Annotated in this window: 27 protein-coding genes and 1 pseudogene; 23 read left to right on the top strand and 5 right to left on the bottom strand. The window is 43.9% G+C overall.

What is annotated here, in order from left to right; all coding sequences use genetic code 11:
* Positions 1 to 65 precede the first annotated feature (65 nt).
* From ICC18_RS14185 to ICC18_RS14120, 14 genes are all read left to right on the top strand, one after another.
* Positions 66 to 455, top strand: a complete 390-nt coding sequence (locus tag ICC18_RS14185; RefSeq protein WP_188175074.1) for a hypothetical protein — start codon at positions 66 to 68, stop codon at positions 453 to 455.
* Positions 456 to 499: 44 nt separating this feature from the next.
* A complete protein-coding gene (locus ICC18_RS14180) occupies positions 500 to 769 on the top strand; it encodes a hypothetical protein (protein ID WP_188175073.1) in 270 nt (89 codons plus the stop codon).
* A 53-nt stretch (positions 770 to 822) separates the two neighbouring features.
* Positions 823 to 3417 (top strand): phage tail protein, encoded by a 2595-nt coding sequence (locus ICC18_RS14175; RefSeq protein ID WP_188175072.1) that lies wholly within the window; start codon positions 823 to 825, stop codon positions 3415 to 3417.
* Positions 3418 to 3430: 13 nt separating this feature from the next.
* Entirely contained in the window at positions 3431 to 3778 is a 348-nt protein-coding gene (locus ICC18_RS14170; protein ID WP_188175071.1) for a DUF6711 family protein, read from the top strand.
* 3 nt (positions 3779 to 3781) lie between these two features.
* Complete coding sequence (locus tag ICC18_RS14165) at positions 3782 to 5356, top strand: hypothetical protein (protein ID WP_188175070.1); 1575 nt, start codon at positions 3782 to 3784, stop codon at positions 5354 to 5356.
* Complete coding sequence (locus tag ICC18_RS14160; protein ID WP_188175069.1) at positions 5353 to 5808, top strand: hypothetical protein; 456 nt, start codon at positions 5353 to 5355, stop codon at positions 5806 to 5808. The genes ICC18_RS14165 and ICC18_RS14160 overlap by 4 nt, the downstream gene beginning before the upstream one ends.
* A gap of 19 nt (positions 5809 to 5827) precedes the next feature.
* Positions 5828 to 6685, top strand: coding sequence for a hypothetical protein (locus ICC18_RS14155; RefSeq protein WP_188175068.1), 858 nt, complete (start codon positions 5828 to 5830; stop codon positions 6683 to 6685).
* A 15-nt stretch (positions 6686 to 6700) separates the two neighbouring features.
* Complete coding sequence (locus ICC18_RS14150) at positions 6701 to 6979, top strand: hypothetical protein (protein ID WP_188175067.1); 279 nt, start codon at positions 6701 to 6703, stop codon at positions 6977 to 6979.
* Between the two features lies 1 nt (position 6980).
* Entirely contained in the window at positions 6981 to 7112 is a 132-nt protein-coding gene (locus tag ICC18_RS14145) for an XkdX family protein (protein ID WP_188175066.1), read from the top strand.
* A gap of 62 nt (positions 7113 to 7174) precedes the next feature.
* On the top strand, positions 7175 to 8428 hold the full coding sequence (locus ICC18_RS14140; RefSeq protein ID WP_188175065.1) for an SGNH/GDSL hydrolase family protein: 1254 nt from the start codon (positions 7175 to 7177) through the stop codon (positions 8426 to 8428).
* Between the two features lie 47 nt (positions 8429 to 8475).
* The gene (locus ICC18_RS14135) at positions 8476 to 9738 is read left to right on the top strand and encodes a glycosyl hydrolase family 28-related protein (RefSeq protein WP_188175064.1); all 1263 of its coding nucleotides are present in this window, start codon (positions 8476 to 8478) and stop codon (positions 9736 to 9738) included.
* 50 nt (positions 9739 to 9788) lie between these two features.
* Positions 9789 to 10253 (top strand): phage holin family protein, encoded by a 465-nt coding sequence (locus ICC18_RS14130; RefSeq protein ID WP_188175063.1) that lies wholly within the window; start codon positions 9789 to 9791, stop codon positions 10251 to 10253.
* Positions 10250 to 11005, top strand: coding sequence for a C1 family peptidase (locus ICC18_RS14125; protein WP_188175062.1), 756 nt, complete (start codon positions 10250 to 10252; stop codon positions 11003 to 11005). The genes ICC18_RS14130 and ICC18_RS14125 overlap by 4 nt, the downstream gene beginning before the upstream one ends.
* An 8-nt stretch (positions 11006 to 11013) precedes the next feature.
* The gene (locus ICC18_RS14120; RefSeq protein ID WP_188175061.1) at positions 11014 to 11628 is read left to right on the top strand and encodes a glycoside hydrolase family 73 protein; all 615 of its coding nucleotides are present in this window, start codon (positions 11014 to 11016) and stop codon (positions 11626 to 11628) included.
* 76 nt (positions 11629 to 11704) lie between these two features.
* Here ICC18_RS14120 and ICC18_RS14115 read toward each other — a convergent pair whose 3' ends face one another.
* Positions 11705 to 12328 carry a stalk domain-containing protein gene (locus ICC18_RS14115; protein WP_188175060.1) on the bottom strand — a complete coding sequence of 208 codons (624 nt, stop codon included), beginning with the start codon at positions 12326 to 12328 and terminating at the stop codon, positions 11705 to 11707.
* Positions 12329 to 12468: 140 nt separating this feature from the next.
* Positions 12469 to 12873, bottom strand: coding sequence for a YhjD family protein (locus ICC18_RS14110; RefSeq protein ID WP_188175059.1), 405 nt, complete (start codon positions 12871 to 12873; stop codon positions 12469 to 12471).
* Positions 12874 to 13301: 428 nt separating this feature from the next.
* On the opposite strand from ICC18_RS14110, the gene ICC18_RS14105 reads away from it, so the two are divergent.
* From ICC18_RS14105 to ICC18_RS14065, 9 genes and pseudogenes are all read left to right on the top strand, one after another.
* Positions 13302 to 13541 (top strand): hypothetical protein, encoded by a 240-nt coding sequence (locus tag ICC18_RS14105; protein WP_188175058.1) that lies wholly within the window; start codon positions 13302 to 13304, stop codon positions 13539 to 13541.
* A complete protein-coding gene (locus ICC18_RS14100) occupies positions 13538 to 13747 on the top strand; it encodes a hypothetical protein (RefSeq protein ID WP_188175057.1) in 210 nt (69 codons plus the stop codon). Before ICC18_RS14105 ends, ICC18_RS14100 begins: the two co-directional genes overlap by 4 nt.
* A gap of 200 nt (positions 13748 to 13947) precedes the next feature.
* Entirely contained in the window at positions 13948 to 14157 is a 210-nt protein-coding gene (locus ICC18_RS14095) for a hypothetical protein (RefSeq protein WP_188175056.1), read from the top strand.
* The gene (locus ICC18_RS14090; protein WP_188175055.1) at positions 14132 to 14554 is read left to right on the top strand and encodes a hypothetical protein; all 423 of its coding nucleotides are present in this window, start codon (positions 14132 to 14134) and stop codon (positions 14552 to 14554) included. Before ICC18_RS14095 ends, ICC18_RS14090 begins: the two co-directional genes overlap by 26 nt.
* A gap of 124 nt (positions 14555 to 14678) precedes the next feature.
* The gene (locus tag ICC18_RS14085) at positions 14679 to 14831 is read left to right on the top strand and encodes a hypothetical protein (protein WP_188175054.1); all 153 of its coding nucleotides are present in this window, start codon (positions 14679 to 14681) and stop codon (positions 14829 to 14831) included.
* 249 nt (positions 14832 to 15080) lie between these two features.
* A pseudogene (locus ICC18_RS33730) lies at positions 15081 to 15935 on the top strand (FtsK/SpoIIIE domain-containing protein); the annotation flags it as partial.
* Between the two features lie 217 nt (positions 15936 to 16152).
* The gene (locus ICC18_RS33725; protein ID WP_223192562.1) at positions 16153 to 16842 is read left to right on the top strand and encodes a replication-relaxation family protein; all 690 of its coding nucleotides are present in this window, start codon (positions 16153 to 16155) and stop codon (positions 16840 to 16842) included.
* Between the two features lie 86 nt (positions 16843 to 16928).
* Positions 16929 to 18746 (top strand): twin-arginine translocation signal domain-containing protein, encoded by a 1818-nt coding sequence (locus ICC18_RS14070; protein WP_188175052.1) that lies wholly within the window; start codon positions 16929 to 16931, stop codon positions 18744 to 18746.
* A 188-nt stretch (positions 18747 to 18934) separates the two neighbouring features.
* Entirely contained in the window at positions 18935 to 19768 is an 834-nt protein-coding gene (locus ICC18_RS14065; protein WP_223192560.1) for an ATP-dependent DNA ligase, read from the top strand.
* A 389-nt stretch (positions 19769 to 20157) separates the two neighbouring features.
* Here the strand turns inward: ICC18_RS14065 and ICC18_RS14060 are convergent, their stop codons facing one another.
* The 3 genes from ICC18_RS14060 to ICC18_RS34535 all read right to left on the bottom strand — a co-directional run bounded on the left by ICC18_RS14060 (position 20158) and on the right by ICC18_RS34535 (position 22283).
* Positions 20158 to 20748 carry a hypothetical protein gene (locus ICC18_RS14060; protein WP_188175051.1) on the bottom strand — a complete coding sequence of 197 codons (591 nt, stop codon included), beginning with the start codon at positions 20746 to 20748 and terminating at the stop codon, positions 20158 to 20160.
* 275 nt (positions 20749 to 21023) lie between these two features.
* Positions 21024 to 21524, bottom strand: a complete 501-nt coding sequence (locus tag ICC18_RS14055) for a hypothetical protein (RefSeq protein ID WP_188175050.1) — start codon at positions 21522 to 21524, stop codon at positions 21024 to 21026.
* A gap of 75 nt (positions 21525 to 21599) precedes the next feature.
* The gene (locus tag ICC18_RS34535) at positions 21600 to 22283 is read right to left on the bottom strand and encodes a CPBP family intramembrane glutamic endopeptidase (RefSeq protein WP_188175049.1); all 684 of its coding nucleotides are present in this window, start codon (positions 22281 to 22283) and stop codon (positions 21600 to 21602) included.
* Positions 22284 to 22371 lie beyond the last annotated feature (88 nt).

Genomic DNA, 22371 nt, shown 5'->3' with positions numbered 1-22371 from the left:
CATACGCGAAGATACATGGAGTGGCTAACAAGGCCACTCTTTTTATTATGTCTGGAGGGAAAATTATGAAAAACGGAAATGACGTTGTAATCATTGAATTAGACAGACCTCGCGTCCTGCGATTTAGACATAAAGCACTTAAAAAGCTAACTGCGCTGACAGGAACAAGCATGGAAGAGGTCGGAGTTCAAGACGATTTTGATTTAGAAGAATTGGAAACCATCTTTTTTTACGGCTTGGAAAGAGATGCGAAAGATAACGGCGAGCATCTTACTCTTGAAATGATGGAGGACATTCTTGATTATGCACCGTCATTAGATTACCTGCTTGAGAAGATGCAGGAGGCACTTAAAAAATCATATAGCGGAGCGGTAGAGGGAAACGTCCAGACGCCGGCGGCGCAACAGCCGGCGATGAATCGAGTACAGCGCCGTGGGACTGGGAAGAATCGCTAAAGGCAGCGATCCGCATCGGTATATCTCTTCGTGATTATGATGAAATGACACCGCACGAGCTTAATTTGCATATCCACGCCTACACTGATCGAATGAAGGTTGATGCTGAAGAAAGAATTACGATGGCGTATCTTATGGCATCATGGTCACGCGCCGATAAGCTACCGAGCCTAAAGAGCATCTTGCAGAAAGTAGAACAGTCAGGAAAACCCAAACAGGCTAAGACGACCGAGCAATTGATAGCCTTTGCGCAAAAGATGCATGAAGATTTCATGAGTAGAAGTGGCGAAGAAAATGAATCGAATGACTTATAAGACGTTCCCGAGCGGGGCGTCTTTTTGTATTTCAGAGTGGTGGTGATTGAATCATGCCAGTTGTTAGAAACCTACTCATCCGTGCCGGAGCCGACTTCTCAGGAGCTAAAAATTCCATGCAGAGGTTTAAAAAGGACATGGGGGACTTTAAAGCTAACGTAGCAAGCTCTATGAAAGGCGTGCAAGCTGCCGTCGCCGCTGCTGCTGTGGGAATCGGCCTTGTAATGGCCAAAGGGATTAATGGAGCCGTACAAGAAGCAATAAAGTTTGAGGCCGCATTGGGGCAGGTTAACAGGATGATGGGCGCGAACGCAAAATCTTTTACGGATTGGGCGAATAATAATGCTGCCGCATTTGGACTTTCAAGAAATGAAGCTATAAAGTTTGGTGCTACCTATTCTAATCTTATTAGCAATTTTGCAAAAGACACAAAAGAAACTGCTCAGTACACGGAAACTTTGCTGAAAACATCGGCTATCGTTGCGTCAGCAAGAGGCGAAGAAATAGAAAATGTTATGGACAGAATTCGAAGCGGTATGTTGGGCGAGACTGACGCGATCGAAGATTTAGGGATTAACATCAATCAGTCCATGATTAAATCTACAGATGCATTCAAGAAATTTGCAGGGGACAAATCATGGGATAAACTTACTTTTCAAACACAGCAACAGATTATTTATTTTGCCATATTGGAACAGGCTACCAAAAAATATGGCGATTCACTTGCAAATAATACAGCTACCGCGCAAGGGCAATTTATTACCCAACTTAAAGACGCTAGACTCAGCTTAGGTCAAGCTTTTCTACCGATCTATAACGCCGTTCTGCCGGCGCTTACTCAAATGGCAACAGCATTAGCTAATGCAGCTAATATGGTTGCGCATTTTATGAATGCATTGTTTGGAGTGAAACAGCAAACACAAGCAACGGCGCAGCAGACTAAAGCGGTGAATGGCTTAGGTGATGCATATGAGGAAGCCGGAGACAAAGCAAGTGGTGCTCTAGCCGGGTTCGATGAAGTTAACACGTTAGCAAAATCTGCTGGAAGTGGTACTACTCCGAATGTATCTGGTACATCGGCATCAAATGCGGTTAATCCTGGTGCAGATGAAAAATCCATCGTTCCGGATTGGCTAAAATCAATGTCGGGTACATTGGAGAAAGTTAGATCAGCACTTAGTGGAGTAAAAGAGCAAGCTGGCAAACTATGGGATACGATTAAAAATCTCGCGCCATGGGATGAGTTATTTAAAAAACTGACGGAAATACAACTGATCAAATGGGCCGGCGGACTCAGAGTAGACGAAGGAATCATCCAGTCATTAAACGGTGTTCTTCAAATCCTTAAAGGCATTGTGACTCTTGATTTTAGTAAAATCCTTGAAGGAGTCAAGAACCTCGGCGAAGGCTTATGGAAAATTATTACCGGAGTTGTACAAACGCTCACGGGGGTAGATATAGAAAAAGCGCTTGGCGATCTCAAGAAGTCCTTCGCTGATACATGGATGAAAATAAAACAAGACGTTGAGGAACTTTTCCCAGGTATTTCTAAGGCGGTTATGGACGGTTGGAGGGAGCTTACAAACTGGGAAGCATGGTCCGATGTTAAGAAAAAGATTTCTCAAGGATGGACAGACATCCAAAACGGCGTCGGCGCTGCATGGCAAGGCATTCGCGATGCGATTAAAAAAGCATGGGGCAAGTTGTTTGATGGCACAGAGATTACGTGGGACGAATTAAAAGTAACGCTGTCTACATTGTGGACTGATATTGAAACTGCTGTAGGCCCAGCATGGACGAAGATAAGGGACGGTATTAGCAAAGTTTGGGACGGCATCAAGGATGGAACGTCAATTGTATGGAATGCTCTTACAACTACGCTTAGCGGCGTATGGGAAGCAATTAAAACAGGAGCCGAGCAAAAATGGGAAGAAATCAAGACCACTGTCAATGATAAATGGAAAACATTTACCGATGGCTCAAGCATCGCGTGGAAAAGCATAAATAACATCCTATCCGGGGCATGGGGCGAGATTGCGACTATGGCCGGCACGAAGTGGGAAGACATCAAGCAGGCATTGAAGAAAAAGTGGGACGAATTTACGGATGGTAAATCCATCGATTGGGAAAGTATCAGAACAACAGTCGGTAAAATGTGGGACAATCTAAAAATAGATACCGCTAAAGTTTGGGGAGGAATTGAAACCACTGTTAAGAACAGCGTTAATGCTGTTATCGAATTGATCAACAAGTTTGTCCGTGCATATAACGGCATTAAGATAACAATGCCCTCGGTAGGTGGTATAGGGGGCGGTACAATCGGCGTACCACAGATCCCAGAAATCCCCAAACTAGCAAAAGGCGGGCTTGCTTTCGGCCCAACACTCGCTATGGTCGGCGATAACCCAGGAGCAGCAATTGACCCTGAAGTTGTATCTCCAGTTTCAGATTTGAAAAGTATGTTAATGGATTCCATTCAATCTGCAGTTGCTACGGCAGTCATGACCGCTATGCAAATGAATACGGGTCAACAAGTTACAGTCAATCCTAACATTTACTTGGACGGAACTCTCTTGTCCCGCCAAAGCTACCAGTACAATCAAGCAGAGAGCAAGCGAATTGGTGGAAGCATGATAACCGTTACGTAAAGGAGGGGGCGACATGGCGGTATTGACGATTGGCACGACGGAAGTGAGTCCTTCAAGTTTAACCGTCTCGGTGATGGATATTAGCAAAGCTGAACGCAACGCGCTCGGGACTATGATTATTGAGAGAATTACCACCAAAAGAAAACTTGAATTGTCATGGTCATATCTCACAGCTGCGCAGTTGCAAGCAATCATGGGCGCTTTGTCGCCGGTAACATTCTCAGTGACGTACACTGATCCGGTCACGAATACATCAAAAACGGGTACGTTTTACGCTGGTGACCGGAATGTCGGCATGGTTGACTTCCAAAACGGTGTTCCGCGATACAAAGAAATGCGCGTGAGTCTCGTGGAGGTGTAGGTTATGTATGTTGCATCGCAAATTTTCAAAGATAACATTTATGCGCGGTCGCGCCGGATTGTAGGAAGAGTTACTTTTGACATATCGGATGTCAGTGCAACCGGCGATGTATCCAGCATCACAACTACAACAGAAGCGGCCTCTATTAGCAGTAAAGCGCAGATTAACGATAACGTCCGAAGCTCCACATATAATTTCGCTACGTGGGAAACGAACCGCTTTAAATTGGACGGTTCTTTTTCATTTCCGGACAGCAACGTCGCCAATAATGGTCAAATGGGTTTCGTCAGCAGCGGGCTCTGTGATTCGTTTGGAGTTTTCTCCGTGCAGCCGACGATCACAATTGAATTCAATAGCACGCACTCTTCCGCTGGCCTGACAATCACGTTTGACCAAAACAACGGAGAATATGCTACTGAGTTCGATGCCACGGCTTACAACGCTTCTGGTGGCGTGATACAGACCGTTAGTGTAACGGGCAATACCGACGTTATCGCAACTCCTCTGGGTCAACTCGCCAATTACAAAAAGCTGTTCATTGTCATTAAAAAATGGAGTATGGGAAATCGCCGTGCAAGGGTGCTTGAGGTTGATTTTGGCATTGTTAAAATATATAAGGATGATCAGCTGATCGAAATGAATTTGATCGAGGAAATGGACCCAACCACAGCTCAATTGCCTTCACCGGAATTCCGTTTCACTCTCAATAATTTAGACCGAGCTTTCAATATCCTTAACCCAACAGGGTTCTATGCTTACCTTCAACAGCGGCAACAGGTAATTGCGGAATTAGGGTTAGAATTGAATGGTTTTGTTCAATGGATGCCGCTCGGCAACTACCTACTTTGGGAATGGAAAAGTAACGAGGGCAGTTTGACGGCCACTTTTACTACACGCACAAACTTGGACCTGATGGACAATTACGAATATGAGCAAACAACGGCCAATCCCATGTCGCTTTATCAACTCGCGGTGAACAATTTCGCCGCATGCGGCATTACAAACTACAGTATCGATACGGCTCTCCAGTCGATCAGCACGAACGCCATTTCCAACAAAGTGACACGGCGCCAGCTGCTTCAAATGATTGCCATTGCCGGTTGCGCAAACATTTACGTCACCCGTGGAAACTTCATAACGATTAAGCAGCTTCCGAATACGTTAGGGGTGGCTGTTGATACGATCGCTCTAGCCAACGCGTACGACGAGCCACAGATTACGCTCGATCAAGTAGTTAGGCAAGTCATGGTTACGTACTGGACAAATGTATCCACGTCGGCAACGGTCACCGTTACTGATCCGGATTTATCAGATGGCAACGTGCTGAAGCTTGAACAAAACAAGCTGATTGATACGTCTGCTCGTGCGCAGACAGTAGCACAATGGCTTTTGAATCGATCAAAATTACGGGCGAACTATCGCTCTAACTGGCGCGGAAATCCGGCACATGAACTTGCTGACGTACTCGGCTTCGGAAATACCTATGGAGCTGACAAGGCGGCGATGGTGACGAAAAACGACATCAAGTACCAAGGCTACTTGGCGGCAACGACAGAGGCGAAGGGGGCGACTGGATGATGGTAACGTACACCAAGACGATTAATGGTACGACCTATACAATCACGGTCAAAGAGGATTGGACATCCTCCGACGTTCTCGCCTTTGCGGACTTCAATCGGTTGGAGACGAACACGCAGACACTTCGGAATATGCTTGTCGCCATTCAATACGCTATTCCAGCGCTCACGTTTGTTACAAACCGAGACCAGACGTATATTGAATTACTTTCCGGCATTAACCGAATAGAGCAGAATCTTGAGTCGATCCGGACGAACTTCCTAACACCGATCGGATACCCCGGCTCTGAGACGTGGACGGTCGGCAAGGGGTTCGACTTTTCCGACGCGAACCGATTGGAGCAAGATATCCGGCTAATGTTTCAGGCGGCCGGGCTTGTGTATGATAGCCTTGTTTATTGCGGAACGATTAACGCTGGGTATGCGAGAGGAAGTCTTGTAGTTCCAGTTTAAGAAAATGGCAGGTGATTTCATGGCATACACTAGAACAAATTGGGTGGATAGACTGGTTCAGTTTGCAAACCGCTTCTTAAAGTCGAACGAAACAAGCACGAGCGTAACGTTGACAGCCGATCCCGGCACAGTTACGCAAGCGGGAACGCCGCTTTCAGCTGCTAACTTCAATAAGATGGAGCAGGGAATCTACGACGCACATGTGACCGCTGACGGAGCTTTGCAGCGTTCAGGCGGGGCGATGACGGGAGACTTAGGACTTCTAGGAACTGGTACAAACCAATTTAAAAACGGTAACGGTGATGCTGCATCCTACGCGACCCACAACTTTAAGTTAAAGGGTTGGAATGGCATGGGTATGTCTACCTACGATGACACCGTCAATGGTTACTATGATTTTCGTCTTGGTAAATGGGACGTCAAAGACGGTTATTATGTCAACGGTATTAAAAACGCTCAAACCCGCACAACAAACGGGTATCTCGAATGGAACAATGGGGGGACGTGGTTGCCAGTGGGTGATATTCAAGTCGGGAGGCCAAGAGCGGCATCGGGTTCGACGAATGGAATTGCTAACACCTATGCTACAATTCTAAACATAACAGGTGTTAAGGGGAGAGTGGAGTATATTACAGCTTCGATAACAGGAACTGGCGGCTCTACTCCGACAATTCGAGTTACTATAGACGGTGTTTCAGAAACATATTCGACGTATTTAGAGGGTTCAGGTGTGTATATCAGATATTTAGATGCGACTTCCGAAAAAGCAACAGCGCCAATATACTTTTACAGTTCATTTAAGGTTGAGTTTATGAACTCCGATCCTAATTATTTGAATGGAACTGTTATCTACCGACTAGCTAACGGAACAGCGTAAAGGGATGGTGAAAACATGTCTATAACAGTAACGGAAGTTATGAAAGACGGAATACCTTACCGTATTACCGAAGATGTGGAAACTGGTATGTATATCGAAGAATGCATACAAGAAATCACTTTACCTGAAGTTTCGATGCAAGAAAAAATAAATGCTTTAGAGCAGAGTAATGATTTCCTCGGTCAGCTGCTAGTTGAGAAGGATCTACAAATCCTAGACCTTCAATCTCAAAATAACTTACTCGGTCAGCAATTAGTGGCTATGGATTTAAGGCTCTTACAAGGAGGTCTGTAGGATGACTGATTTTGAGCGAATCAAAATGTACTTTGATCGGAAATGGGCAAATGTAGCTCAGATTCGGCAATACGTTAGTTTTGGGAAGATCACACCAGAACAATTCACGGAAATTACAAATGAAGTGTATTAGAAGCCTCGCACATCGCGATGGCTTTTTTTGTTGTGAAAAAACAATAAGGGAGTGGATGAATCATGCCAGTTTTGAATGCAAGATGGGTAAATGGAGCACTAGAATTCTTCGACAGAGTGACAGGCAAAAAAGTAAATGTTGCTGGCAGTGGCGGTCTTGATTATGCCAAGTTATCGCCAAACAGCCGACTAGTTGGTACAAAAGTTGGTTTTTGTGGGGATTCCATTACCTTTGGAGCCGCATCGTCAAATGCGGCGGTGACGTCTTTCCGCGCGATGCTGACAAAACTTCTGGGCTACCGTGTTGCATTGTCTTCTGTTAATGGTGGTGTGTCTGGTGAGCGAAGTGACCAGCTCCTAGCGCGTATGGATAGCATTATCGCTCAAGGTGTGAAAGCCCTAGTTGTACTGATCGGGACGAACGATGCGAGTCAGAGCGTTACGCTTGCAACCTATCAGACAAATATTACCGCGATCAAGGCTAAAGCGGATGCGGCTGGTCTGCCGATTATGTTTTGCACCGTGCCGCCGAGGGGATCGTCCATTGGGGCTGGAAACCTTGATTTAACTAACCAATACAATGCATGGTTGCGTTTTTGGTGCTTGATTAATAACATTCCACTTGCGGACGTGTATGCAGGGCTGGCCGATACACAAACAGGCTACCTGTCAGCAACTTACGACAGCGGTGACGCGACCCATCCAAACAATGCAGGGCATCTTAAAATTGCACAAGTCATACAGCCTGTATTGGACCTCATGCTGCCTAAAATTGCATGGCCTGTAACTGCAAAAGGGGGAGGTTTGTGCAGTAATCCCCTATACGATTCGGGTGTAGCAGGTGGTACGGGATGGACGTTGACAGCAGGTACGAATGCCACGGGTGGCGGTTATACAGCATCTACACCTGGTGACTTACCTAACGGTATCATTACTATGGTTCGTCGTATTTACGACAATTCCGCTGGCGGCAGTGCTATCAACGGGACTTGGGCGCTTACTATTGACACAACCAAATTTGCGGCAGGCGACGTACTCTTGTTTGCGGGATATGTACGGCAGAACGTGACTTCGGGAGGATGCTATCTCAAATTAGGAAGCATCGCGTCTGGATCGACTTTAACAAGCATCCCATTTGAAAGTTTGCCAACTAATAACACCTTTATCCCATTTATGTTTAAGGTAACGGCTGCTGATACAAACTTGAAATTTGGATTCAACTTCCAAGCCAATGCTAATTCGAACGTTAGCGTTGATTTTGGCGCTACAGATGTCTTCAACTTGACAACACTTGGAATGACTAGTTTGGTCGTATAATAAATGCTGCCCCGAGCCGATCGGGGCTATTTTATTTTAGGAGGGCGGTGAGCAGATTGGCCGGGGAAATATACAATGTTACGAATTATGGAGCCGTAGGCAATGGAACAACGGATGCAAGAGCAAAGATTAAGGCCGCAATCGATGCATGTAGTGCTGCTGGTGGCGGCACAGTGTACGTCCCGCAAGGGACATTTTTAATCTCCAGCGCACTCACCATTCCGGCTAATGTTAGGTTAAAGGGTGAGGGAGAGCTATCCGTTATCAAGCCAGCCGATGGGACGGCCTTCGCAGGTACTGCGGTGTTTATCACAAATGGAGCTAACTCCTCAATCACAGACCTTAAAATCGCGTCAAATCTTGGCAAGATAGGCATTAACATCATAGGCGGCACTTCGGATTTGATCATCGACAAAGTGTATTTCGGTAATGGCATTCAAGGCATCGCATTCAATAACGATCCTGCATTTCCCGTGCAAAACGTTCGCATCACAAACTGTAAATTTGATAAGGCTGGATACGGCATCCTGTTCTACGCAACGTCGAAAGGCTCTGGCGTACTTATCCAAGGTTGCACATTCTTCAACGGCGGGTATGATTACATTGAAATCAATCAGGCCGATTTTACAGGCATTATCATTAACGACAACGACTTTGAAACATTTACAACATCCGGCACAACCGACGGATTTGCAGTCGGCATCGCCCGGGCCAAAGGTGTTACGGTGGCAAATAATAGGTTTAACGGAATTCAGAAAGAGGCTATACACGTTGAGGACTCCTCTTCCGATATTGTCATCTTCAAAAACGAGTTTATGGAATGCGGCTACTCATTTACTGATCCGACAGTCAATAGCAAGGTAGTAAATATCATTAGTGGTTCCGTGAGGGTTGTTATAAACAAAAACACTTTCAAAAACACAGGCCGGAGAGGTACAGGCGTTTATATGGGGGCCTCTGGCGGGAATAACGGCTCGCAGCATACTGTCCTGAATAACACCTTTACTGGAATGCGAAATGCGGCAGTGAACGACGAACAAACACTTTGCGACTTTATAAACAATGAAATCGCTGATTGCAACAAAGGTTTTGCGGGGTTCAAACTCTTTAGTCAGAATTATCTAGGTAACAAGATTTCAAATTGTGCTTACGGATTTTCGCATTCTGGGTACAATCTGTACTGGACAACCACAGATACGCGGAATATATACAGCAACAACCAGCTTACAAACGTTACTACGCCGTTTGATTCTGACGAAAATAAAGGCTATATGCTTCGAACACTCATAAGCAATCAGGGTTTAAATTAAAGTCGCTCCGATAGGGTTCGGGGCTTATTCTATTTTCAGGAGAGTGGAACATGATTAAAAAACTATTAACGGATCTACTTGGCATATCAACAACACAGCAAGCAACGCTCACCACAACTTCAGGCGTACTCGGAGCGATTCTGACTTATTCATTCGGGGGGTGGAGTGAGGTGTTTGGATTCTTACTGTTGGCAATCGTGATTGACTATGTTTCGGGCTTGGCCGCATCGATCATTGAGGGTAAAGGACTTAGTAGCAAGGAAGGTTTCAAGGGATTATTTAAGAAGTTCTTTATGATCCTCATTGTCATGCTCGCCCATCGCATCGATATTTTACTTGGCACCAACATCATCATGACAGGTGCTATTTATTTTTACCTGGCTAATGAGCTCATTTCCATTACTGAGAATTACGGACGGATCGGGCTGCCGCTGCCAAATGGTGTTAAGCAGGTTATCCAGGTGCTCAAGAACAAAGGAGAAGCCACGCCTAAAGACAAGGACGTGCAGCAATGACCGAAAGAAAATATCTTAACAAACCCGATAAGCAAGATAACCGCGACTTACTATTTGCAGTACGCGGGGTTGCAACGCCCTACGAGGTCGATTTGAGACCGAAGGATGCAGCGGGCATATTTGACCAAGGCTACTTAGGATCATGCACAGCAAACGCCATATGTGCCTTTGTATCGTACTTAGATAAGAATTTCACTTATCCAAGCAGGCTACACTTCAATTATTCCGTTCTCTTTTTGTACTGGAAAGAGCGCGAGATTGAGGGAACGATTGATTATGATTCAGGCGCATATATTCGGGACGGTATGAAGGTAGCGCAGAAAATAGGGTTAGCTGCTGGAGGTACTTACCCTACCGAAGTATCCGAGTTCAGAAGCACACCAACACAGGAAGCTTATGACACGGCTAAACACCACAAAATAACAGAATACCGCCGACTTAACGCAAATACGCCCGCACAGCTCAAAGAATCGCTAGCAAACGGCTTCCCGGTGGTCATGGGTATTGAGATTTACAGCAGCTTCGAGGGCGACGAAGTAGCGCTTACCGGAGTTGTCCCGATGCCTGACAGACAAAGTGAAACGTTCCTCGGTGGTCATGCTGTCCTAGCAATGGGATACACGCACATTGACGGAAAAGAATACATCATTTGCCGGAATTCATGGGGTAAAGGTTGGGGCGACAAGGGTTATTTTTATTTGCCTATGGATTTCGTCGGACGAATGATTTCGGACATGTGGACTGGACGGTGAGATAAACCATGAAACATGCATTTATAGCTGTTGTGGCTCCGATCGCAGTCAAGTTACGCAAAGAAGGCTCTCACATATTCCCATCGGTCAGGATCGCGCAGGCGCTTCTTGAAACAGGCGGAGTACTTCACCCTTGGAAAAATCTTGTCGGGTATAAGGTCGGGAGCGGAACGCCGAATGCTTACTGGAAAGGGAAATCGATAAGCACATCCACTTGGGAAGTATATGATGGGGTTAGAGTGGATGGAGTACAAGCAAATTGGCGCTCCTATGACTCCATAGAGGATTGTTTTTGCGATCAAGACTTATTGTTCAATCGAAGCCGATATGAGCGTGTCCGAGGCGCGAAGACTGCTCAGGAGCAAACATTGGCGCTATACCTTTGTGGTTATGCGACTGATCCAGCTTACTCGATTAAGCTTCAGGGTTTGATACGTGATTTCAACTTGAATAAATACGATATTCTGGAGGTCGAACCCATGCTCGATAAAGGAGTCGCCCAAACGATCATTAACACATGGATCAGCCCTGCATGGCATGATGCAGATGATCAGGACCAAAAGAATTATCTGCATTGGCTCGCTAATGAACTGCGTAAAGCATCTGGGCAGCCGACGGAATAATTTTTGGAATAATTTAAGCGAGAAATGACAAAGCCCTCACTGGCCTTTAATCGGGCTGGTGAGGGCTTTTTTTGTTTTAGTTAACTTTTACATTACTGAACCGAAATTCTTGAAAGTTAGCATTTAACACAACATTGATTGTGTCCACGCCATCAATCGGCTCTAAAAATATTACTGAATTTGCTGATACGGTAGGTTCAATAAAATCGGGCGCCTTATCAACTGGCTTTTTATAAAATCTGTCAAAGTTAAAGTCGGAGCTATATTCGTATTGTTTCCCTTTTGAAACTACTTTTACCAAACTATCGCCAGTCATTACTTTATCGTTAGAATTGTTTGAATAAGTAACATAAAGTTTTAAGGAATCAGAATCTTGCACAACCTTATTTAACGTGATTGTTATATCCTTATTTGTCACTGATGAAGGTAATCCAGCAGTCGAAATAGACGGTGGTGTAGAATTCGATTTAGAATTTATTGAAATACTCCTCGCAGCTTCATCCCATTTAACGTCAGCTCCAAGGGATTCAGAAACGACTCTTAACGGAACATAACTGGATCCGTCGACAACTTGCAGGTCAGTATTAATCTGCTTGCCGTTGATAAAAAGTTTGATGTCCGAAGATGCTGCATACACGCCTGCAGCGAAAGTCAATGATAGAACAGAAGTGGCAATTAATGTTTTCGTTAGTTTCTTCAAGAAAGTAGACCTCCCAGAAAATAATATTGGATTATCTTCTTTATGCCTTACGGCGTATCCTCCTGGAAGTTCCTAAAGAATATTTGATGTTATGTTCGCGTATCGTTCCATGCTGTAGGGTTAACCCATGGAATACCCCGTTACGATTGTTTTGCTGCACCGATCGCAGCATCTTCCATTTTCTTAGCATACTTCCCCAGGCGTACCCCCAGCTCCGCCTTTGCCTGTTCCCTTAACATCACGAGCTCATGCTCAAATCCGCGACACACGTAGCGATAATGTATCGCATTACCAACTCCATTCTTGCTTCTATCTTCCCAAACTTTGATATTGAGCTCGCGCAGAGATTTTCTGACCTCCGTAAGATCGGCATTTATTTTATCGATCATCACGCTTGTGACCCCTACGTACAATTCCTGGACTGGCCGTCCGTAATCCTCTGATTTCATTTTCGCCAAGTTATTATCGATCGTTTTTATCAGGAGCGGTAGCATGACGTATTCACGAATGAGAAATGATTCCACCTCTGTGGGACTTGTTGACATTGAAATTACCTCCGAATGCGAATGTTTGTTCTTGTATTATATGCCGCGGGAGTGAGAATGATCAACAAGGTAATTTATGGCCAGAAATCTTCGATAGACACGTTATACCCCAGCATCCTCAGTCTTCCGATTATCTTCAGTTGTGTAACCTCGATAGGTTCATAATCCATGTCATTAAAAAGTCGATATACAGTCTTCCTATTCAGCCCAATGTTTTCAATAATCCATTCCTGACTAATCTTATTTAGATCAGCCCATCTACCGAATTTTGTCCTAGTTTTATAATCGTAAACTCCCATATTTGTCCACGCTCCCTATTAGAAATAGGATGGACAACTCTATGAAAATTTATTCCAAAGTGTGGGTTATATTGCCCAAGCAGCCCTCCATATCCATGTAATACATCACGTAAACAGGAGGTAAACAACATGGATAACAAAGAGGTCAAGATGGCATCAGCACGCTTCCGTGACGGCTTGGACGACGACATCAAGCGGAAGTACAATGCGCTACCCGACAGCGAGCGCTCAGACAACGTGCGTGACGCGCTGCGGCTTTGGTTCGGTATCGAGAAGAAGCTAGTGTTCAGACCCACTACAACGCCCGTGAAACCGCCACAGAACTTGCCGAAGCCCTGGTCACCACAGAAAGGAGTTGGAAAGCCATGATTGAAGGAATCCCACATGAGCTTCTTGCTGTTTTCGGTATGGGTGTAATTGGGTTCGTTGGCAGTACTGTTTTGCTGGAATTGAAACAGCCAAACATGATCATTGGCTGGAACATTATTCTTTCGTTGGCGGCAGCAGTAGTCACCCTTAAATATGTCTGGGATAAAACGAGAGCGATCGGAGCGATCTTTCATGTCTTCTTCTAAGGCAAAGGACATCATTGCATGGATGATTGCGGTTGTAGGAGTTGGGGCGGAGATAGCTATAGCGACCATAGATAGGTGGTGGCCGGAATGAGCTGGTTGATTCGAAGGATGCTGCAGAAGGCAGCTAAGATTGATCCAACGGATGTGTTTACACAGACAAATGCGGACGATTTGATTCACATTCTGAAGGAGTTGATCCTATGAAAGGGGCTAAATGGATTCTGGCGGCTGCGGCCGTAACGGTTTATGTGGCAGTGCCGGCGTATCGGTATTATGTGATCGGGGCATGGGTGGCGCACAAAATTCTCAATGATCGCCCCGGGCGCTACCGGGTCGTATCTAAACAATCACGCGATTACAAACGCATCGTAGGAGGTACACATCATGGGGCCATGGCTAAAACTTTGTGAGTTTCTTGGCGGGCAGGTAGGGCGGAAAATGGGGCGCGTGGTTACAGGTGATCTTAGGAGGTTCGAAAAAATTCCAGGCTGGACGCATGCTGATAAAATCGAGGAGCTTGCAGGGGATCGCCATGTATCAGCTGAGTATCTAAAAGAACTAATCGACGATTCGCAAAAGAAGGAGCACCTTGAAGCGATCGTTGCATACCTGGATAATAGTCGGAAATCCGGCAACCTCTCGGAAGATATGTTACAGCGTCTGACAGGGCGCATCAGCGCCAAGCTGAGCCAGATGGAAGACAGTGAATTGCTCCGGCAACTGCTCGACTCATTGAAGGAAGCTGCCAAGAATAAAGGCGCGACGAGCATGGATTATCTGGCAGATATTATGCACCATTTGGTATAAGAACAACCATGGATTAGAGCCTTGAAAAGCGGTGTTGAACCGAATCCATACTTGTCATCCGCATGAAATAAAGATAAGGACGAGGATGGATTACATCCGAAGGCAAGGAAGGAGAAACGAAGCCATGAGTTTTGACTGGAATAAGAAGAGGTTTATGGGGGAGGAGCCGATTCGACGGCGACGCACGTGGCGGGATCTGCTGCATGAGCATCCGAAGGAAACTGTTGGCTTGTTCTTGCTGGCCGTGGCGCTGCTTGTCTGGTGGGGGGTTGTATGAACATACACTTAGCTTTGCTCATAAGAAAATTATCTGGAATTCTTAAACCAATCGTATTCCTGCCACAATCTGGACGCATAGAGTCCAAGACTGACGACAATGGTGATAAACAAAATAATCCAAAGTGAATTCATTATTTTCATACTCCTCTCTTACCTGTATTTTCCTATATGCAAAGGCGGTTGTAAAATTAAATTTTGATAAATAGATACTTAATGAAATAAAGTTCCATTACTATAAGGAGTGAAGATGAACACTTATCGTGAACGCATTAAAAGCGTCCTCAGTCGCATTGTTAAGCCCTCAGACATCAAAGAGGGTCTAACCAAGGGATTCGTATTTCAAGCCGAACGAGAGCACAACAACGCATATGAAAGCGCGTGGAGGATTCCGGCGGGCTATTCCTTCACTCACGTTCAAGCGCAGCGGAAAGCCTTGTCCGCGGCGTGTGGCGGCACTGTAGAATTAGAAGATCGAGGTGGTGTAGTTATCATTCGAGTATTAGATAAAGACTTCCCGGACCGGATAGAATTGAAGCCTGATATGATCCGGCCCGGGGAACTTTTGCTAGGGTTCGACCAACGAGCTAACCGAATCCTTCACGATTTCAAGCATCCACATATGATCATCGGCGCGGAGACTGGCTGGGGAAAGACGGAGCTGATCCGACTTATTAATTACCAACTATGCCGCAACCATTCACCAGACGAGATTGAGATTTGCATGGTGGACCTTAAAGGGGGTGTATCCTTCCTACCATTTGCCAGCGTACCACATGTAACGAAAATCGCTCACGACCTGGAGACAGCTTTTGAGCTAGTTGAGCAGACCTATCAGATGGTGCAGCGCCGGCTTATGTACGTCCGGATGAACGGCAGTCGGAAAGAGTTTGGCGTTTATAAGAGGCGTTTTATTATCGTGGATGAGGCAGCACAGGTGGCACCCGTCACAATCACCGATAAGGAGGAGCGGAAGATTGCACAGCACATAGATTCACGGCTTGGCTCTATTGCCAGCATCGGGCGGGAGCCGGGCGTCAATCTGATCTATTGTACGCAGTATCCACACTCTAGCATCGTCAATCCCAGCGTTCGAATTAACTGCGGCGCCCGCATATGCTTCCATGTTCCAAGCGACGTGTTTTCACATGTCGTGCTCGATTGTGCTGGAGCGGAAGAACTCCCTGTACCCGGCAGAGCGATCTACAAGACGACGAAATATCAAACTATCCAAGTGCCGTACCTGCCTCCTGAGAAGGGACATAGCGACAATGACAGCGCCTGGGAGAAGTTACTACAGCCACTTAAGACAGAGGTGATTAATGGTGGCAAGTCTGGTCGTAGAGAGAAGGAACGTATTGTTATCGACGCTCGCATCGGTTCCAGTTTTAACAACGGATCAAATAGCCCGGCTGATGTTTTCGGACGCGGGCAGTCCGGTCAAGCGGGCATCAGCAATGTGCAAGGAATTGGAGCGCGAAAAGATTTTGGAGGGCAAGCGACTTCCGGATATGAAGAAGGTATGGAGACTTACGCTCAATGGGCGGAAAGAGAACGCCGTAACACAGCAGCCGGTGCCGCTCAATACACCGAAGATGACGCACTGGTTGACGATATCTGATGTTTACTTGGCGTTAAACGCGACGGGCTTGCTCAAACATTTCGAGTGTGAGTTGCGGCTGTCGTACAAACACTTATTAAAAGAATATGTTTACGCACCGGACCTGTTTTTCATCTGGAACAAGCGGGCTTACCTAATGGAAGTACAACTCAAGGCACTGAGCCGCAAGGAATGGGGAGAGAAGTGGAAACGGTGGAATGAATATTTTAATAACGGTCATCATCTGCAAGCCCCATGGCAAAGGTTTAAGCAGGGAGGTGGTCTAGTCCCTCACATGGCGGCGCTGAGTAAGCAGGATCCGGAGATCGTTAGAAGTTGTTTTGGAGTCTCCGGGAGAGATTTGCTTGTCCATGACAATATTCAAAAACTCATTAATGCCCGTGGTGATTAAATCATGGGCTTATCATTTTTCAAATATACAAAAAATCCCAGCGCGTGCTATTATTGATACAAATAGTATCAAGGAGGCGAATGCTTGTGGAGGAAAATAAGGACAAGTCTTTATCAAGAAGGAAGTTTATTACTGGTGTTAGTGCAGCTGGAATTGCTTTAGTTGCAGGGAAAAAGATATTTGATCCAGTGAGTGTTACTGCAGCAACTAGTCAAACAGTAACAAATACAACTTATAGCAATTTGGATGCTTCTGATTATGATACAATTCAATCTGCTATAAACAATGCAGAAAACAGAGTTGTTTTAATACCTTTTAGAAGTACAGCTTATACAATAAATGCAGCTATAACAGTTCCAAATGACAAGATACTTATTATTGAAGGAACTTTAGTGGGAACTGGAAAAATCATTTGTAATGGGAAAGTGGGCTTGTCAGGAAATGGAACAATTTCTCTTACTGGTCAGCCCCACGCAATTGAATTGAGAGGTAATTCTGTAGTATACGGATTGAATTTTATTAATCAAATTGATACTACGGCTTCGATAGGAATCGTGCCTTACACAGATATTAATCAAATAAATATCAATAATTGTACATTCAACAAAGTTAGATACGGAATTTTGAAACAAGGTGCAAGTTCTCAATCTGCTGTAAAAAATTCAATCATTACAAATAACATATTTACGGATGTTTATGGTGATGCAATTGAATGGAACATTGGATACAATGATGAGAGATTATTAATTGAAAATAATACTATTGATACTGTTAATGGAGTATCCACATTTCATGGAATCGGAATTGGTGTTGCTGGAGGTAGTTATGGAAATAACCAGCGTTTGAAACAATTTTCGATTCGTAACAACATACTTTCCAACATGCGCCAAGGAATTCATGTCGAGAACAGTAAAGATTTTGAAATAACTGGAAATCGATTATATAACATAAGCAACATATATTCTCAATCAACTGGCCTGGATTGTGCTGGTATCATTGTGAATGGTTCATTCAATTTTACAATAAGCAATAATTCACTAAAAGATTTTACTAGCACAATTGGTGGTATCAGAATCTCGGCTGGAGTCCTAAATGGTGCTTATGTAGAAGTTTGCAAGAATTATGAGATTGTCAACAATCGACTTGCAAATGCAGGTCCCATTATTAGCGAGAGTGGTGATGATGGTATCACAATCATTGATGGTAACAAATTATCTGATGGTTCTTACATTTCCCATTTTGGGGCTTGTAGTCTTACAATCACTAACAACTCAGTTAATGTAAAAAGTGGAAGTCCAGGTTTAATATTAGATTATATGTCAAATGCTTTAGAAGTAACAAAATTCAATTCAAAGTATAAAAGAAAACTTGTTATCAAAAACAATTACATTAGCGATGAATTGGGAACTCCAATTGTTGAATTAAAAAACATTGTAGCTGATATATTTGAAGCAACTAATAATAATTTTTATATTGAGTCCTCAGTCTCTAATAAAAAACAAATTCAACGAACTTATTTTACAAACACCGGTACATTTCCTTATGGAATAGAATTTATTACAGGTGACTTAATCATTGATACGATTAATAATATCAGTTATTTGGTTACAAAAAGTGGTTCAAGAAATCGGGGCTTGGATAATTTCAATGTTCATGATGCATCAAATGGTATCGTATACTCAACAAATCTTAATTGGGTTGATTTAAGTGTTGGGGGACATCATGAAACTGGACAATGGATAAACCTCACAAACATTGGGCCATCCGGAGCAACTCTAACAGCACGAGTAAAGCGAGTATGGGTAGAAAACAATCAATATAGAATGCAACTTGATACATCTATCTCATCGATTGCTTCAGGAACAATTACCTCAGCTAATGAAGTTAAATATATTACAATTTAATTTGTCGGATTTTATTGAATCCGTCTTCTCTTTCAGCACTTTTTATCGCAATTCGTCGCGAAGATGATTAAATTATAACCCTTGTCTTGTTGCATAAGTAGCAGCAGGACAAGGGTGTTTTTTTCCTTCAAGTCCCATTATACAAACACAATCCAAGGAGGATAAGATTATTATGGGTGATGAAGATAATGTTTATTCCTCCAATGTTACTCCAATATGCCAAAAATAATGAACCATTTGACGATCCTTCCATACTGGCCGAGCTCAAATGGGACGGCATTCGATTGATCGTTTCGAATATGGATGAGTTAAGGCTTTACACCAAAAACACGGACGCTACAGCCAAGTATCCTGAGCTTCACAATCCGCCGATTCCGAAGGGAACAGTGATCGATGGTGAAATGGTAGTCCTGGATGAACAGGGCCGCGCCGACTTCGAGGCGACAAACGCAGGGTTCCGCTCCAGCAAGAAGCGCAAGCCCGTCGTATACATGGCATTTGATATCTTGTACCACCGCGGCGAGGACGTGACCGGCTTACCATTGGAAGTCCGGAAGGGGCTGCTCGAAACCGCTTTGCAAGAAAACGAGCATTACCGGATAGTACGGCCAGTCAACGGCAGCCCTATGGCTTTCTATGATCTGGTTTGCCAGCATGGTTTGGAAGGCATAGTGATTAAAAAGAAAGGCTCCAAGTATGAGCGGGACATGCGCAGCTGGTCATGGCAAAAGGTAATCAATTACCAACATGCCGAAGTCTACATAACCGGCTACTCGAAAAAGGAAAGCTCATGGCTGCTTGGATATGAAAATGACGGACGGATCCGCCCGATCGGTACGATGGAGTTGGGAATTACACCCGCGGCGCGACAATCGATGTGGCCTGTGTTTCAAGCCTATAAAAGTGGAGAGAGCAAGGATCACGTCTATGTTAAACCGCTGGTCTGCTGCCGAGTCAAATATCGGGACTGGTATAAGTCCGGCTTGATGCGGCTGCCGGTGTTTGAGGAATTTATTGTTTAGGGGCAGATTAAGGAATATAACAAAAGCCCGAGATATACTTTATCCAAGGCTTTTACTTTACAACATTTATCTCCATGTGGGGTCGCTTGGTCCTGAGGAAGGGCTCCTGTTATATCCGCTGCAATTCCAACAAACCACCCTTCCAGTTCCATTACAACGCTTGCAATCATCCCCAGAACCTTCACACTTCTTGCACTCTAAATAACCTTTGCCCACACATGATCCGCACTGACTGTATCCGTAGTAGGGGCTCATGTTACCCATATTAAAACACTCCTTGTTCCAGTATTTTTTGCCATGAATCAAAAGTAACATCATACTTCAAAAAATGTCTACTAAAAAAATGATAAAGAACAAGCCCGTGGGGATGATTTCCCTCGGGCTTGTTCTTAATAATGTCCGTCAATGAGATCTGCTTTAAGAATAGTAAATTCAGTAATTAATTTATTTTTTTGATCCAAATAATCAGCAGCCTTAGACTGAAGTTTAATTGAAACTTGGTTATATTTAGAGAAAAAATCAGTTGGGTCTCCATGAAAAAATACTTTGCCATTTAGCCATGCATTAATTTCTTCGTAATCACTTCCGTTTATTTTACATAAGCAATACATTTTAAACGATGCCAAGATGTGGACACTAAAATTACCAATAGCAGGCTTGCCTTCCTCTTGAATAATATATTCCAGATCATTGGACAGTTTTAAAAAAGTTAAGTGAGTTTTTTGGAGCTTTATGATTTTAGTTATAACAAGCCTATATTTTTCTTTTAAACTTGAATCCCAGTAATCAAGAGGATTTGTATTAATTAGATTGATTGCATACTGATGACTTTGATTTAGCCATCCTTCGGCTCTAATTAAATTAACATCCATATTCAATGAATCCGGTCTATATAAAGCTAATTTTAAATTATCTAGAAAAACAGAAACTTCTCGCTCGACTGCATTCCTCGTTTTTCTCTCATCAGATGTATCTTCCATAAAGCATACCCGACCAACGCACCTCCAATTATCCCAGAAACAATATTAGAAGCAAACCCCGCCCACAGAGATACATAAAAATCAGGCATTTTTCCACTAGGTATACCCCAAAAATCTGACATCGATAACTTCCCCTTTAAAAATAAAAATATAAATAATAGCCCGGGGATGCTTTCCCTCGGGCCTTCATTTTGTCCGGTGCTTCCGGTACAAGAAGATGATACCATTATTCGCTTCGTCAATTCAACTGCAAAGTAAGAATTTCGAAAAATGACTTATACTGGAACGATAACAACAGTATCAAGGTTTAAGATTGCAATTTGCGTCCCAGCACCGCCGTTTACCCGAAATTCTAGCTCAAAGCTTGACCTGCCTCTCAAAGCTGTTCTAGGGAAAGTTAGTGTAAAGTCTCTATAACTAGTTGCTGGAATTCTTATTAGTGGGAGTGCAACACTTGAAACTAATGTGCCTAAAAGACTAATCTGAAGGATACCAGTAGTACTGGGGGAATTAGCAGAAAATATTAATCTGTACGAATTGGTTGGACCTGGTCTACCAAGAAAAACAAGTTGAGTTAATGAAGCACTTCTACCTGGTGAAACTTCAAATCGTGCATGTTGCCTTCCTATGTTAGGGCGAATTCGGGATAAGAAAACGTTACCTACATCACGCCAAGGAAAAAAACTATCAGCTTCGAACCCTGCATTTCGAACTTGAGTGATTCTAGGTATGGATTTGCGGTTTCTTAACATTTTAGCCTTTTGTTTATTAATCATTCTATCATCCCCTACTTCTTAAATATTATAATATATTCATTTCTAGTAAGGATGGTTTAAGATATTTATATTAATTTAAACGTACCATTTTTCGTCCTCCGGTTTCTTCTGTATAAACCTCGTCATGTAAATCACCTTCGCGTCATACACGATATGCACAATGATAGGCACAAATAAGCTGCCTGTTACAAAATACAGATACCCCATTATCAATCCGAATATGGTCGAGCTGATAACCCCGCTAAGCCCCTGCAAGAAGTGTCCGGCCCCGAAGATCACCGAGATAATAACGAAGCTCCACAACTCGCTTAATCCCAACTCAACCGCGTAATGCTGCAAGAACCCTCTAAAGATAATCTCCTCACAGATCCCGACCGTGATCGCCACAAAGATGAACATGAACTGTTGCTTTCCAGTCACTGGATATAACTTTGAGTCATAGTTCTCTGATACCTTCTCACGCAGCTGCTTGACGAAGGGAAGGAGTATTGCTGGCAGGACAACAGTGAGCCCGATCCAAGCGATCAGAATCCATATGATGATGTGCCACATAATGCCTTCCATCAGGTACGACGCTGTAAAGTGCATTTGATTTGTAAGTATGATCGGTAACGTGATGAGCCAGTAAACGGCGTAAATAAGCCAATATCCTAGCTCTTTTGCACGGTCGTTATAAGTGGCGGATTTGATCATTTTCACAGTAATTATGTTGAGAATTGGGATTCCACAAAGAATTAATAAAGAAATGATTAAATTCACCGAAAACCTCCAATTTATGGCTTTATTAATAACGATTTCATTAGACACTTATCATACAATGTATTATAATTTTATCATACAAAGTATG

This window comes from Paenibacillus sedimenti, from assembly GCF_014534655.1.
Lineage (GTDB): Bacteria > Bacillota > Bacilli > Paenibacillales > NBRC-103111 > Paenibacillus_E > Paenibacillus_E sedimenti.
This window is presented reverse-complemented; position numbering and strand designations above follow the sequence as displayed.